This window comes from Bradyrhizobium sp. SK17 (assembly GCF_002831585.1).
Taxonomy (GTDB): domain Bacteria; phylum Pseudomonadota; class Alphaproteobacteria; order Rhizobiales; family Xanthobacteraceae; genus Bradyrhizobium.
This window is the reverse complement of the sequence record NZ_CP025113.1, coordinates 5,815,169-5,827,824: the sequence shown is the minus strand read 5'-3', so window position 1 is coordinate 5,827,824 and position 12,656 is coordinate 5,815,169. Positions and strand designations below refer to the sequence as shown.

Annotated in this window: 14 protein-coding genes and 1 tRNA gene; 4 read left to right on the top strand and 11 right to left on the bottom strand. The window is 63.9% G+C overall.

Annotated elements, in window-relative coordinates:
- The first annotated feature begins 338 nt into the window (after positions 1–338).
- Positions 339–605 carry a hypothetical protein gene (locus CWS35_RS26980; RefSeq protein WP_024582072.1) on the top strand — a complete coding sequence of 89 codons (267 nt, stop codon included), beginning with the start codon at positions 339–341 and terminating at the stop codon, positions 603–605.
- 47 nt (positions 606–652) lie between these two features.
- Here the strand turns inward: CWS35_RS26980 and CWS35_RS26975 are convergent, their stop codons facing one another.
- The 4 genes from CWS35_RS26975 to CWS35_RS26960 all read right to left on the bottom strand — a co-directional run bounded on the left by CWS35_RS26975 (position 653) and on the right by CWS35_RS26960 (position 4,043).
- Positions 653–1,417, bottom strand: a complete 765-nt coding sequence (locus CWS35_RS26975) for a sulfite exporter TauE/SafE family protein (protein ID WP_024582071.1) — start codon at positions 1,415–1,417, stop codon at positions 653–655.
- A 73-nt stretch (positions 1,418–1,490) separates the two neighbouring features.
- Positions 1,491–2,192, bottom strand: coding sequence for an AraC family transcriptional regulator (locus CWS35_RS26970; RefSeq protein WP_100954759.1), 702 nt, complete (start codon positions 2,190–2,192; stop codon positions 1,491–1,493).
- Between the two features lie 85 nt (positions 2,193–2,277).
- On the bottom strand, positions 2,278–3,540 hold the full coding sequence (locus CWS35_RS26965; RefSeq protein ID WP_245438685.1) for an MFS transporter: 1,263 nt from the start codon (positions 3,538–3,540) through the stop codon (positions 2,278–2,280).
- On the bottom strand, positions 3,537–4,043 hold the full coding sequence (locus CWS35_RS26960; protein ID WP_100954754.1) for a PaaI family thioesterase: 507 nt from the start codon (positions 4,041–4,043) through the stop codon (positions 3,537–3,539). The genes CWS35_RS26965 and CWS35_RS26960 overlap by 4 nt, the downstream gene beginning before the upstream one ends.
- Before the next feature lie 193 nt (positions 4,044–4,236).
- On the opposite strand from CWS35_RS26960, the gene gcvA reads away from it, so the two are divergent.
- Positions 4,237–5,139 (top strand): transcriptional regulator GcvA, encoded by a 903-nt coding sequence (gene gcvA / locus CWS35_RS26955; protein ID WP_100954752.1) that lies wholly within the window; start codon positions 4,237–4,239, stop codon positions 5,137–5,139.
- Between the two features lie 17 nt (positions 5,140–5,156).
- Here gcvA and CWS35_RS26950 read toward each other — a convergent pair whose 3' ends face one another.
- Positions 5,157–5,930 carry a helix-turn-helix domain-containing protein gene (locus CWS35_RS26950; protein WP_245438682.1) on the bottom strand — a complete coding sequence of 258 codons (774 nt, stop codon included), beginning with the start codon at positions 5,928–5,930 and terminating at the stop codon, positions 5,157–5,159.
- 112 nt (positions 5,931–6,042) lie between these two features.
- On the opposite strand from CWS35_RS26950, the gene CWS35_RS26945 reads away from it, so the two are divergent.
- Positions 6,043–6,948, top strand: a complete 906-nt coding sequence (locus tag CWS35_RS26945) for a DMT family transporter (protein WP_100954750.1) — start codon at positions 6,043–6,045, stop codon at positions 6,946–6,948.
- A 116-nt stretch (positions 6,949–7,064) separates the two neighbouring features.
- Here the strand turns inward: CWS35_RS26945 and CWS35_RS26940 are convergent, their stop codons facing one another.
- The 5 genes from CWS35_RS26940 to CWS35_RS26920 form a co-directional block, all read right to left on the bottom strand.
- On the bottom strand, positions 7,065–8,690 hold the full coding sequence (locus CWS35_RS26940; protein ID WP_245438681.1) for a hypothetical protein: 1,626 nt from the start codon (positions 8,688–8,690) through the stop codon (positions 7,065–7,067).
- A gap of 238 nt (positions 8,691–8,928) precedes the next feature.
- The gene (locus tag CWS35_RS26935) at positions 8,929–9,093 is read right to left on the bottom strand and encodes a Flp family type IVb pilin (protein ID WP_024582063.1); all 165 of its coding nucleotides are present in this window, start codon (positions 9,091–9,093) and stop codon (positions 8,929–8,931) included.
- Positions 9,094–9,552: 459 nt separating this feature from the next.
- Entirely contained in the window at positions 9,553–10,230 is a 678-nt protein-coding gene (locus CWS35_RS26930; RefSeq protein WP_100954748.1) for a hypothetical protein, read from the bottom strand.
- A 208-nt stretch (positions 10,231–10,438) separates the two neighbouring features.
- Positions 10,439–10,666, bottom strand: a complete 228-nt coding sequence (locus CWS35_RS26925) for a DUF3606 domain-containing protein (protein WP_035636627.1) — start codon at positions 10,664–10,666, stop codon at positions 10,439–10,441.
- A 99-nt stretch (positions 10,667–10,765) separates the two neighbouring features.
- Positions 10,766–11,047, bottom strand: coding sequence for a hypothetical protein (locus tag CWS35_RS26920; protein ID WP_100954746.1), 282 nt, complete (start codon positions 11,045–11,047; stop codon positions 10,766–10,768).
- A gap of 266 nt (positions 11,048–11,313) precedes the next feature.
- Between CWS35_RS26920 and CWS35_RS26915 the strand changes: the two genes are divergently transcribed.
- The gene (locus CWS35_RS26915; RefSeq protein ID WP_024583326.1) at positions 11,314–12,498 is read left to right on the top strand and encodes an IS481 family transposase; all 1,185 of its coding nucleotides are present in this window, start codon (positions 11,314–11,316) and stop codon (positions 12,496–12,498) included.
- 45 nt (positions 12,499–12,543) lie between these two features.
- Here CWS35_RS26915 and CWS35_RS26910 read toward each other — a convergent pair.
- Positions 12,544–12,636 (bottom strand) — tRNA-Ser (locus CWS35_RS26910).
- Between the last annotated feature and the right edge of the window lie 20 nt (positions 12,637–12,656).

Genomic DNA, 12,656 nt, shown 5'->3' with positions numbered 1-12,656 from the left:
CGCAGGGCCAATGTCCGCCATGGTTATCGATGTCCGAAACGCCAGGGTAAACCGGCGTTCACGAATGTGCGGAAATGCCTGCGGCACAGGCACTTCTGCGATTCCGGCAAAGCTTCCCGGCGCTGCCGGTTTACATCCCGTTCATCGCGATACTTAAACCGCTCTTCAAATTTGATGGGCCATGATCATCCCAACAAGCCGGCAACCGGCGAGCGGTGATCCAGCGGATCGGCGCGGCGCATGACGAAGGTCAGCGCGGACATAACAGGGCGTTTGAACAGTGGACGGGGGCCGCGCTCGGGGGAGGGCGGCCAACAACAAAAAGGGGAATGACGACAATGTTTCAGGGGGTCATCGATCAGGAAGCTGCCATCCCGGTTGCTGCGACCGCGATCCAGGACGTGCTGTTCGAGCGCGGCATGTACTGGGCAAGCGGCCGATCCGGTGTGGTCAACCTCGTCGCGGCGCACAAATGGTTCAACCTGGCGGCGCTCAAAGGGCGCACCGACGCGATCTCGTACCGCCGGGAGGTCGCCGAGCAGATGTCCGATGTCGAGATCGCGGCTGCCCAGCGCGAAGCCCGCGCCTGGATGACGACGCACTAAGTTAAGTCTTCGCGATCGAGCTGGGAGCCTCGGCTCCCTCGCTCTAACTAGAGCCAGTATCGCGCGGCGTAGATCACGGTCATCACCGCCCCGGCCACAATGACGAATTGCCGGACGACGGTCGCGGGAAGCACCCGGATCAGGTGACCTCCCGCATAACCGCCGATCATCGCGCCGATCAGCATGGCTACGGTCTCCGGCCATCGCACCGCGCCTTGCACGATGAAGATCACGGTGGCGGCGAGCGACACGCAGGTCGCGAGCAGGTTCTTCAACGCCTTGATCGCCCTGATGTCGTTGGGCTCCGTGATCGACAGCACCGCGGTCAGGATGACGCCGAGCCCGGCACCGAAGAAGCCTCCATAGACGCACGCGAGTCCGAGCACGGCACTGCTGATGCCGGTCGAGGGCAAGGCCGCGCCGGCCTGCCGTCCGATGGTCCAGGCCTGGATCTGCGGCGCGAAAGCAAACAGCAACGTCGCGAAGGCGATCAGCCCCGGAACCGGCAGAACGAACAGCCGTTCGGGAAGCAGCAACAAGACGCCGGCGCCGATTGCGCCACCAAGCGTGGAGACGATGATGAAGCCGAGCAGGCGCCGCGTCGGTGGCGGGATCTTGCCGCGATCGGCTAGCGCTGCGATCAGGTGCCCCGGCGAGATCGCCACCGCATTCGATGCGTTGGCGATGACGGCGGGCAGGCCGGCCGCCAGCATCGCCGGAAACGTGATCAGCGTTGCGCCGCCCGCCAATGCATTGATGACGCCTCCCGCGACGCCGGCCGCGAGCAGCAGAAGACTTGTCTGGGGATCCATGCATCACCCTCGTTGAGGGTGAGCAGGCTAGCGGGTGGAGCGCCGGCCCGTCTGGAACGTCTGTGACGCGTCGTCAGTCACGCCAGTAGACGCCGGGTGTGGTGCCAAAGGTGCGGCGGAACAGACGGGTGAGATGGCTCTGGTCGGCAAAGCCGGCATCGGCCGCCGCTGCTGCGATCGGCTCGCCGGCGCGCAGCAGTTGCCGGGCACGATTGAGCCGGGCCAGCAGGCGGAAGGCATGCGGCGAGACGCCGAGCTCGCGCCTCACCATGCGGCTGAAGCCTTCCCGGCTGCGTCCGAAGCCCGCCGCGATCTCGCCGATCGGCTCGGTGCTTCCCGTCAGGGCGGTGCCGAGCTTCGCCCTGCCGGTGAGCTGCACCGAGGGAGACGGCTCACGCGACAGGATGTCGCCGGTGATCCCGAGCATGTGCTCGGGCGATATCTCACCCAAGCGCCGAAGCCGTGCCCCGACGCTGATGATCCGTAGCGACGACGCGGCGCGGCTCGTTGGAACATAGGCATTCAGGCAAACCGTCTGATCCGGTGTCGGCAGCGGCGCATGGAGCATTCCGGCGGGAATGAGCGCGGCATGTCCGGCAGGCACCGTGACGGTCGCGCCGTCGATGCGAAAGGCGCGCGCCCCCGACAGCACCAGGACGATCTGGCTCTCGTCATGGAAGTGCGGCCTGAGGCCAGGCGAGCCGGCACCGGACCACGCCGCCAGTTCGACGATGTCGTCTCGATCTGCGCGGCGGTAGCTCCAGGCGTTGGTCATGGCGATGCGAGGGATCTCCGTGGCTCGAACCAGCGGGGGCGGTGATCCCCGTACGTAGCATTGATGCCACCGACGGTCATGGGGATCAACGCGGCGTGACTGTGGCGATCGGCGAGGCGGTTCGCATCGTAGCCATTGCGAGGAGGGCGGCGACCAGGTTGGCGGCTGCGCTGATCGCAATCGGAACGAGGTAGCTGTGGTTGATGTCGAACGCGAAGCCCGCGGCGCTTGGCCCGAGCAGCGTTCCGAATGCGACGCTGGTGTAGAGGATGCCGATGATGCCGCCGACATTGCGGCCGCCGAAATGGTCGGTGACCACCGCGGGCAGGATCGCGACCCAGCCGCCATAGAACACGCCGAACAACAGCGCGAAGACGGTCAGCGACCAGAATGCGCCGGCGAACGCCCAGATCGCCAGCGAGGCGGCCATTCCGAGATACATCGCGATCAGAAACGCGTCACGGCCGACCCGGTCGGCGATGCTCCCCAGGACGAAGCGACCGGCCGTGCTGCCGACGCCGATCATCCCGAGCAGTAGCACGGCGAGCGTCGGCGTCACCTGATGGTCGAGCGCGAACGGCACCAGATGCACGAAGGGTACGAACACGCCGAACGCACTGACCAGGCAGGCCGCATAGAGCCCCGCGAAGCGGGCGGTGCGTACCGCATGGCGGATCGAAACACCCTGACGCAGCGGCGGGCCTGACGCCATATCGAGCGGGTCGCCATCCGGTCCGGTGCCGTAGCGGCGCGGATCGTCCGCGATCAGGAGCGATGCGCCGATGCCGGCGATAACGGCAACGACGCCGAGCACGACATAGGCATCGCGCCAGCCGAGGCTCGCGATCAGCCAGGTGGCGAGCGGCGGCATCACCAATGTTCCGACCCCGATCCCGCTGACGGCGAGGCCCGACGCAAAGCCGCGCCGCCGGACGAACCAGCGTTGCACGGCACCCAGCGTCGGGACGTAGGCGCAACCGACGCCGGCGCCGATCCCGATGCTGTAGGCGGCGTAGACCTGAAGGATGGTTTGCGCCTGTCCCGCCAGCACCATGCCAAGCCCGACCAGCGCCATTCCAATTGCCGCGAGCCGGCGCGCGCCCCAGCGGTCGGCAAGCGGGCCCGAGACGATGCCGAGGCCGAAATACAGGAAGCCCGCGAACGAGAACACCAGCGACACCGAGCCGCGCGAGGCGCCGAACTCGCGTTGCAAGGACTCGACAAAGGATGAGAACGTGTAGGCGCTGCCGAAGCCGATGAACGTGACGACAAAGGCGGCCGCGACCACCATCCAGCCGTAGAACGGCTTCGCGCGTTGCTGTCCGGCGTGCATGGTGGCACTCCTCATGATCGTTCTCCCTGCGCCGCGCGGTCACTGGCCCCGGCCGGCGGATAGAGCAGCATCTGCGTGCAGCGGAACAGCGCGATCGTCTTGCCGGTCGCCTCGCTGCGGATCTCGGCATCCCACACCTGGGTGGTGCGCCCGGCATGAACGAGGCGCGCCTCGCAGCTCACGCCGCCTTCGCGCGCCGCGCCGATGAAATTCGTCTTCAACTCGCCGGTCGCGAAGCCGACGGCACCGTCCGGCAAGGACGCGAGGCAGCCGAACCCGCACGCGGTATCTGCCAGCGCGACGATGCTCGCGCCGTGTAACAGTCCGTGCGGCGAGAAGTGCTTTGCGGCGATGTCGAAGCGGCCGCGGATGTGGCCGCGTTCGGCTTCGATCCAGCGAAAGCCCAGCAGGCCGGGCAGGGCGCCGGCTTGCGACGCGTTGATGCGATCGACGAGTCTGCTGGCGGGGCTACCTGCGCTGACTTCGCGCAGGTCTAATCTATCGGGGACCTCAAACATGCCTTGTCCTGGTTTCATGCGTGAACTGAAAGCCGTCGCTGGTAGGCATCGAAAGATTAGAAAATCTAACTTTTTAGCTAGGAATGCTCTGCGTTGACGAGGCTTTCAGCATTAGGATAGGCTGATAGAGCGCGCAGAAGACCAGGTTGGCAAACCAGATTTGCTGCGGATTCTGGATTAGAAAATCTAAATCATGGAGAGCAGGCTTCCACCCCTGAACGCGCTCAAGGCGTTCGAGTCCGCCGCCCGCCACCTCTCGGTGAAGCTCGCGGCCGAGGAGCTGTGCGTGACGCCGGGCGCGGTCAGCCAGATGCTCAAGACCCTCGAAGCCCATCTGGGGGTGAAACTGTTCGAGCGGGTGCCGCGCGGCATCTATCTCACCGACGCCGGTCGCGACTATCTGCCGTCGATCCGCAATGCCTTTCGCCAGATCGCGGATGCGTCGCGCCGTGTCACCGCATCTGTCGATATCGGCACGCTGACGGTGAGCGTCACGCCATTCTTCGCATCGGCCTGGCTGGTGCCGCGCCTGGCGTCATTTCAGAATACGCATCCCGAGATCGATCTTCAGATCGTCACCGGCAACACGCTGGTGGACTTCTCGCGCAGCGGTGTCGACATCGCGGTGCGCCACGGCCTTGGCCGTTATCCGGGGCTGCGCAGCGATCGCGTCGTCACGGTCGAGATGGTGGTGGTGGCCGCGCCATCGCTGGTCGAGCGGCTCGGGCGGCCGGCATCTCCCGATGAGCTCGCGGGCTGGCCGCAGGTGCATGACGCCGAGCGCAAGGGCTGGAGCCTGTGGTTTCAGGCCAACGGCATCGCGGAGGTTCGGACGCCGCGCGGCCCCTCGTTCGATGACGGCAGCCTGCTGCTGAAGGCGGTGCTGACGGGGCAGGGGGCGGGGCTGCTGCCGGCGGCGATGGTCGCAGACCAGATCGCGCGCGGCGAACTGATCCAATTGCAGGACACCGCGCATCTGGAGGAATTCGCCTATTATCTCGTCTGTCCCGACAACAGGCAGTCGCTGCCGAAAATCGCGGCGTTCAGGGAATGGATCGTGGGGCCGGCCGCCCAGTCAGCGCCAGCCGAGCGTTAGCTCTCCGCCGTGAGGGCCTATCGATAGAAGGCGTTTGGCGGCACACCGAAATGCCGGCGGAACATCGCAGTGAACGCGCTCTGGCTGGCATAGCCGGCGTCGAGCGCGACATCGACCACCCGCGCGCCGCGCGCGAGGCGCTCGAGCGCGAACAGCAGGCGAGCCTGCTGACGCCACTCGCCGAACGTCATGCCGGTTTCCTTGGCAAACAGGCGATGGACGGTCTTCGACGTCAACTTCAGCCGGCGCGCCCACTGCTCGGCAGTGGAGGCATCGTCCGGGTGGCTCACCAGCGCCTCGCAGATCCGCGCGAGCCTCTCGTCGCGCGGCATCGGCAGATGCAGCGGCAGCACATCGACCTCGCGCAGCTGGTCGAGCAGCACCAGCATCAGGCGCTCGTCGCTGGTCGCGGACGCATAGTCGAGCGGGACACGCATCGCAGCGACGAACAATTCGCGCAGCAGCGGCGAGACCGTGAACACGCAACTGGTCTGCGGCAGATTCGGCGCCGTGCCGGCGTCGACGAACACGGTGCGGATCTTGACCGCGCCGCACATGCGGACCTCGTGTTCCAGCCCAGCCACCAGCCACACCGCGCGATTGGGCGGCACCACCCAGGTGCCCTCGACGCAGCGAACGATCATGACGCCTTCGATGGCGTAGAGCAGCTGGCCGCGCGGATGCGCGTGCAGTCCGGTCGAGGCGCCGCTCGGATAGTCGATCTCCATCGCCGCCATCGGCCGTGCCGTGGCGTGATAGTCGAGGTGCCGTGTGATCAGCTCGTCGAACACGTCTTGATCTCGAATGTCCCAATTTCGCTAGGTTAGGTCATTCTAGCGTGAGACGGACCATCATGCGACAGCTAGTTGCTGGCGGGTATTCCTCGAACCCCGCGATCAGATCATGTTCAAGCAGAAAGCCGCACTTCTCTATCCCTTCGTCGCCATCGTGCTGTGGGCCGGCAACGTCATCGTGTCCCGCCTGTCGGCGCACACCATCGGTCCGCAGGCAATCACCTTCTATCGCCTGCTGGTCGCGGTTCTGTTGATGTCTCCGTTCGTGGCGCGCGCCGTCTGGCGCAACCGCCTTGCGATCTGGCCGCATCTCGGTCCGCTCGCGATCCTTGGCTTTCTTGCGATGTGCCTGTTCCAGAGCCTGTCGTATCTGGCGGCCGAGACAACGACCGCGACCAACATGGCGGTGTTCACCGCGCTGACGCCGCTGTTGACCGTCGCGCTCAGTGCCGCGTTGCTCGGCGAGCAGCCGACGCTCGGCATGATCTGCGGCGCGCCATTGTCGTTCGCGGGCCTGATCTATCTCGTTAGCGGCGGTGATTTGTCATCACTGCTGCGCAACGGCGTGCATGCCGGCGACGCATTGATGCTGCTGGCCGCGATCGTCTACGCGCTGTACGGCGTGCTGCTAAAGCGATGGAATCTGCCGATCACCGGATGGCAGTCGACCTACATGCAGGCGCTGTGCGCGCTGGCCGTGATGTTTCCCGCCTTCCTCGCCACGCCGGCGCCGCTGCGCCAGGTCAACGCTGCGACACTGCCGCTGATCGTCTACGCCGGCGCGCTGGCCTCGGTCGTGCTGCCGTTCCTCTGGATCCGCGGCGTCGCGCAACTCGGCCCCAACCGCTGCGCGATCTTCATGAACCTGCTGCCGGTGCTGACCGCCGCCGCCGCGATCGTGATGTTGGGAGAACCGGTCAGGCCGTTCCACGTCATCGGCGGCGGTCTCGCGCTGCTCGGCGTCGCCTGCGCGCAGGCCTTTCCGCGGCCGCTGCTGAGAGTGCAGCGCGCCTGAACGGGTGGATCCCGTCGCGAGGTGATCGATCGCGCGGCTGCCGCAACTGGCGGCCTCGCGATCGGCGCCGCGGCGTCGCATCATTGACCGGGAGCTGCTGCGAGCGCGGCGGTGGATCAGTGATCGATCCGATAGAGCTTCGCAAAGTTGCCATCGTAGAGCGACGACAGCTTCGCTATATGCTCAGGCTCGGGCGTTGGATCAATCAGCAGCACGTAGTCGAAATCGGCGCGCCAGCGGGCGAGGTACGGCGCAAACTGCAACGTCTCCTCGGAATATCGTTCGCTGGCCAGCGTGCTCCAGTCCAGCGGCTCCCCCAACGGGGTCGAAATCCGACGGAATGGCGGCAACACGGTCACCGGCTGTTGCGAAGGATCGGCGAACAGGGTCGGCCAAAATGCCGAGCGTTCGATCGCCAGCAAGGCGGGGAGGTGTCCGGTCAATCGGTAAATGCCGAACAGGGCCCTGCGCTCGGGATCGGCTTGCGCCACCTCTCCCTGATATCCCGTTGCAACCAGCACGCGCGCGCCGGGCTCGACACTGGCGATCGCAGCCCGCAGATCGGCGACGTCCTTGCGGTGATCGATCCACGTTGCCCCGACATAGGCGGAGCGGACGCAAATCAGGGCCGCCAGAGTGAACGCGACGAACATTGCCTCGCGCCGTGCGATCCGCGGTTGAATGCCCGCGAACAACAGCAGGGCGAACATCAGCGCCACGCGCAGATCGATGAAGGAGCCGCCCTTTAGCCGCAATGGCGCGGCGACGTAGACGATCGCCAGCACCGCCAGAACGAGCGGCAGTCCCGGGGCAAACGTGATCCGGCGGCGCATCGCGATCAGCACAACGGCAACCGCGACCGTGGTCACGAGTGTCAGAGCGACGCTCGTCGTCATGAATGGACTTACGAGCCTCATGACTTTGGAAATGGCCCGCCAGGCACCGAACGTCGTGGCCTTGTCGCCGAACGGACTCATGCCGTACAGCACCACGACGGGTCCGAGAGCGACCAGCATCGGGACGGCGGCCTTCAGGAAGGCGCGCGGCGTGAGTGTACCCGACTCGTGCCTCCTCCAGAGCTCGGCCACTTCGTCTGCTGCAATCAGCAGGAACAGCAACGCGAGCCCGAAGATATGGCTGAAGAAGGTCACGATCGCCGCTACCGCGCCGGCGACCGCCTTCCAGCCCGAACGATCCCGCCGACGAAGCGCGATCCAGGCAGCCGCGCCCGCCAGCGCCAGGCCAAGCGACAGCAGGTAGTTCATGAAGCCCAGGAAGAAGCACGCATTGTAGGCGACCAGTCCCGACGCCAGCGGCCAGTAGGAACGCGTACCGAACACGGTCCGATGGTAGATGATGGCCCCGGCCACCGGAGACATCAGGGACAAGGCCAGCAGCATCCGACCACCGGTGTGCGCATCGGTCATGCGCAGCAGTGCAGCGCCGATGAGGTCGACGCCGAGATTGGGCAGGACGGTCCAGTGCGGCGCATACATTTTCGAGAGAACTGGATCGTCGGGATGCGCCAGGATGAAGAACCGCGCGAGGTGGTTCGGATAGTCCAGGACCGGTGGAACATCGACAACGAAGAACGGCACGAGCAGCACGACGGCAAGCGCCAGGGCTGTCGCCAGCCACATCCGGGCAGCCGCGCTCACCAGTTGAGTTGGGGTGTTAGACGCCGCTACGACCGGCGCGCAAATCGGGAGGGACATTCCAACTTTCCGACAGCCCGCGGTCATGAGCTGCGGTCCTTGACAATGCTACAGCGAGGCTAGGGAGGGCAGACTGCCTGCGGCTCGCGATGATCAAGCAACATGCAGGGCGCGCGTCGGAGGAAATTCGAATCCGCAATCGTCATTCATGCTTCAATAGGTCGGCGATTCAGCGGGCCGACGATGGAGCAGCACCGGGACGGACACAGGAAACCGCCCGGTGCCTGGCCATGGTTGCGCTGAGAACGCTGTCCATAGCTTCCGATTATTTCAGTGAGCTGCTCACCGAGTTGAAGGTCCCGCTCAGCGCCGTTCCGACGCCCTTCACCGCAGCGATGATGGCGATAGCAATGCCGGTGGCGATCAGGCCGTATTCAATGGCCGTGGCTCCGGTCTCGTCCTTAAGGAACGAAATGCAAACTGCTTTCATTGTTCTACCTTTCGACTACTGAACATGCGGGATATCCGCGCATCCCGTTTCCGAAATGGACTGACAAACCCTACGGTTGTGTAAACCGCAGGTAGCTATTTTTTGGGGAACCAGAATCTCAATTTTCGTTAAGTTTGATTGTATGGTGCTGAGACTCCATGGCTCCGGTGCAGGCGGCTTGCCGCCCACGGCAGGATTGGTCGCCAAAGCGCACTTGAAACAATGCCTTGTGGCCTCACTTCGACTTTTGGTTGATTGGCCCGCAGCGTCCAAAGCGGGGCAAATGGCCGCCGGTGGGGCTATCGACGGAACCGAATTGCTGCGACATTCTGTCGCATTTTGCGCAAGGCTTCCAGATGGTCGACTTCGATTTCGCAGGTTTTTTGATACCTTTCGGTTCGATCGGGATGGTCTGGCGCGGCGCTATGTCGCCGGGTGGCGACGGACGGGTTTCGCAAACTAGTCCCGGCGCCAGGCCGGAATGCAAGCGCTGAGCGTGACATGCTTGTAGTCCCGAGCGGCGTCCTGATCACCAGCCTGTTCAGCAAACCTGACCGCGGCTTCCATGTCCTGGGCAGCAGACGCGCGATCGCAGAACAGGCTGCGAATTTCAGCCCGGTACCGATAGGCCCTGTAGTTCATCGGGTTGTATGAAAGCGCTTGGTTGTAGTTGCTTTGCTCTTCAGTTGCGTCTCGGCGCGCTTCATCCGACTGACTGTCGAAGAAGGCCAGGCGATTGAGCGACTGGAGTGTACCCAGCTCCAGGTAACGCAGGGACATCGCGCCAAAACTTGCGGGAAGCGCTTCGCTGGAAGCCGAAGGTTGCTCCACCGCGGTATTGGCGTGCGCGATTTCGATCTTCTTGTATTTGATGGCGTTGCCGTAGTCCCGCAGGCCTTGGAACGTGCTCGAGATCTCGGCGTTGATCGGCGCAAGGTAGGCGGGCGCGAGCCGCCGATCGCTCAGTAAATTGAGACACGCCCGTATCTTTGCCTGCGCAGGCAAGACGTCGCGACATTCCTTGGCAATGACACGCCATTCGTCCCGCGGATGCGCCGTTGGCGGTGTCTGCGCAGCGGGCAGAACAACCGCCAGTCCGAAGCAGGTCGCCAACCTGAGACCGCTTGGGCCATTCATCTTATGTCTTCGATCCCGCCCAGCCGAAGGTTCGTTCATGATGCCAAATAGCCGTGCCGCGGGAAGCCGACACGCAGCATGGATGGGCGCAAAGCGGAGCCGCGCCGGTGGCGCCACAAACGGGAGGGCCGGTGCTCCTCTATGGCGTCGACGGGCAGATAGCCCCGCTATTGAGGTGGCGACCGTCCGATCCCTTGGAGTTGTTGGATCAGATCACCTTTGCTTCCTTGGTGATGGCGGAAATCGAAGGGCCAGATTTCCGAACGATGGAAGCAAACTGTTGATCGGAGACCTTGAGACGCTTCCTCAAGATCTTGACCTGGATCTTGTCCCTCAGATCCAGCGCATTGCGAAAATAGGTCTGCCTGCGTTTGTTCATGGCAATTTGCCTCGCAAAGAGAATGTTGCTCGCGATGTTGCGGCATTGCGTCGACATCGTTTGGTCGACGATGGGACCGGTTGTGCTGGCAAGTGCCGTCGCCGCCTATGCAACGCCGGGCAAACGCCGACGTTCCTTCGACGATAGGGCCGCTTGCTATGAGTGTGCGGGATCGGCTTGACGACAGGTCGTCACGACAAACGCCGCCTTGCTGCATTGCCAGTCGCTGCCGAGCGCAGCGCTCGAGACCGGCCGCGGGGCGGCCACGATCGCCAGCACGACAACCATGAAGGCGAACGAAGTTGCCATAGCGAGTCCTGCTGCTCTGGCAGAGATGCGCTGCCGAAACCACGGACCGAGGTCGCCGGAGCGACGAAGCTGCGCGTCACGCAAGATCTTGTCGAGATCCTGGAATTGAATGCCACTGTCTTGCTGCATGGCTTTACCCCGGAAATGATCAGGTGAGGAAAACAATGCAGCCAGCTTGAACGGGGTCTGTTTCGCGCTCGCTTCGAGGTGCCGGGAATGACGTTTCGTTCACGCGGAGGTTACCGCCGTTCATGCCGGACGGGTGGGCGCCCAAATTTCTCGACGGAGATCGTTAGGGAGCATCGTTGAACAGCCTGAGCGGCCCGAGAGATAGGTGACAGAACGTACCGGACACATGGGTTACACTTTCCGCTTTTGTTCTGCGGGAGGTGTGGATGCCGTGGAAAGCGAGTTCGGTAATGGAAGAGCGCCTTCGCTTTGTCGCCCGCCTGCTGGATGGAGAGGCGATGACCGAGGTTTGCCGGGAGTTCGGCATCTCGCGGAAGACCGGGTACAAGATTTTCGATCGATACAAGGAGCACGGGCTCGAAGCGCTGAGCGACCGGTCGCGCCGGCCGGTGCGTTATGCCAACCAGCTCCCGCAGCCGCTTGAAGCCCTGATTGTCCGGCTGAAGGCCGAGAAGCCGCACTGGGGAGCCCGCAAGATCCGCGAACTTTTGGTACGGCGGCTCGATGGCGATATCCGCGTTCCGGCCAAAAGCACCATCCATGCGGTACTCGACCGCCACGGTCTGGTCAGGCGCGGAGGCGGGCCGCGCCACCGCGCGCGCGGCACGCCGCTGTCGCCAGGCGCCGTGCCCAATGATCTGTGGTGCACCGACTTCAAGGGCGAGTTCAAGCTCGGCAACGGCCGGTACTGCTATCCCTTGACCGTCACCGATCATGCCTCGCGCTTTCTGCTCTTATGCGAAGCACTCGATTCAACGCGCGAGGAGCCTGCAATTGATGCCTTCGAGCGCCTGTTCCGTGAACGCGGCCTGCCGCTTGCCATCCGATCCGACAATGGCGTGCCCTTTGCCAGTCCCAATGCCTTGTTCAATCTCTCAAAGCTGTCGGTGTGGTGGCTCCGGCTCGGCATCGCGATCGAGCGCATCAAACCTGGCCATCCGCAGCAAAATGGCCGCCATGAACGCATGCACCTGACGCTCAAGAAGGAAGCCACCCGTCCGCCCGGCTCCAACAGTTTACAGCAGCAGGACCGCTTCGACGCCTTCATCCGCGAGTTCAATACCGAACGACCTCATGAGGCGCTCGACATGAAGTGCCCGGCCGAGCTCTACGGCGCTTCACCACGTCGTTATGCAGGCCTGCCTGAGCTGACCTATCCGTTCCACGACCGCGACGTCCTCGTCACCGCCTGCGGACGCCTCTGCCTACTCCGCAAGAGAATCAACATCTCCACCGTCCTGGCCGGCCAGAAACTCGGCATCAAGGAGGTCGACGACGGCATTTGGCTCGCCAGCTTCATGCACTATGATTTGGGATACTTTGACCTGGAGCAGAAAACCCTGCAACCACTCGACAACCCGTTCGGCACGAGGTTGTCACCCATGTCTTAGGTACGATCTGTTACCCATCTGTCTGGGCCGGACATTTGGTCCCAATGGCGGAGAGGGAGGGATTCGAACCCTCGATACAGCTTGAGACCGTATGACGCTTTAGCAAAGCGTTGCCTTCAGCCACTCGGCCACCTCTCCGGTGGCGCCGATATGCCCGA

Excerpts from the sequence above, each read along its gene's own strand:
- CWS35_RS26935 (WP_024582063.1), bottom strand. The coding sequence starts at position 9,093 with ATGAAAGCAGTTTGCATTTCGTTCCTTAAGGACGAGACCGGAGCCACG.
- gcvA (WP_100954752.1), top strand. The coding sequence starts at position 4,237 with ATGGAGAGCAGGCTTCCACCCCTGAACGCGCTCAAGGCGTTCGAGTCC.
- CWS35_RS26915 (WP_024583326.1), top strand. The coding sequence starts at position 11,314 with ATGCCGTGGAAAGCGAGTTCGGTAATGGAAGAGCGCCTTCGCTTTGTC.
- CWS35_RS26980 (WP_024582072.1), top strand. The coding sequence starts at position 339 with ATGTTTCAGGGGGTCATCGATCAGGAAGCTGCCATCCCGGTTGCTGCG.
- CWS35_RS26940 (WP_245438681.1), bottom strand. The coding sequence starts at position 8,690 with ATGACCGCGGGCTGTCGGAAAGTTGGAATGTCCCTCCCGATTTGCGCG.
- CWS35_RS26945 (WP_100954750.1), top strand. The coding sequence starts at position 6,043 with ATGTTCAAGCAGAAAGCCGCACTTCTCTATCCCTTCGTCGCCATCGTG.
- CWS35_RS26960 (WP_100954754.1), bottom strand. The coding sequence starts at position 4,043 with ATGTTTGAGGTCCCCGATAGATTAGACCTGCGCGAAGTCAGCGCAGGT.
- CWS35_RS26970 (WP_100954759.1), bottom strand. The coding sequence starts at position 2,192 with ATGACCAACGCCTGGAGCTACCGCCGCGCAGATCGAGACGACATCGTC.
- CWS35_RS26930 (WP_100954748.1), bottom strand. The coding sequence starts at position 10,230 with ATGAATGGCCCAAGCGGTCTCAGGTTGGCGACCTGCTTCGGACTGGCG.
- CWS35_RS26920 (WP_100954746.1), bottom strand. The coding sequence starts at position 11,047 with ATGCAGCAAGACAGTGGCATTCAATTCCAGGATCTCGACAAGATCTTG.
- CWS35_RS26965 (WP_245438685.1), bottom strand. The coding sequence starts at position 3,540 with ATGAGGAGTGCCACCATGCACGCCGGACAGCAACGCGCGAAGCCGTTC.
- CWS35_RS26975 (WP_024582071.1), bottom strand. The coding sequence starts at position 1,417 with ATGGATCCCCAGACAAGTCTTCTGCTGCTCGCGGCCGGCGTCGCGGGA.
- CWS35_RS26925 (WP_035636627.1), bottom strand. The coding sequence starts at position 10,666 with ATGTCGACGCAATGCCGCAACATCGCGAGCAACATTCTCTTTGCGAGG.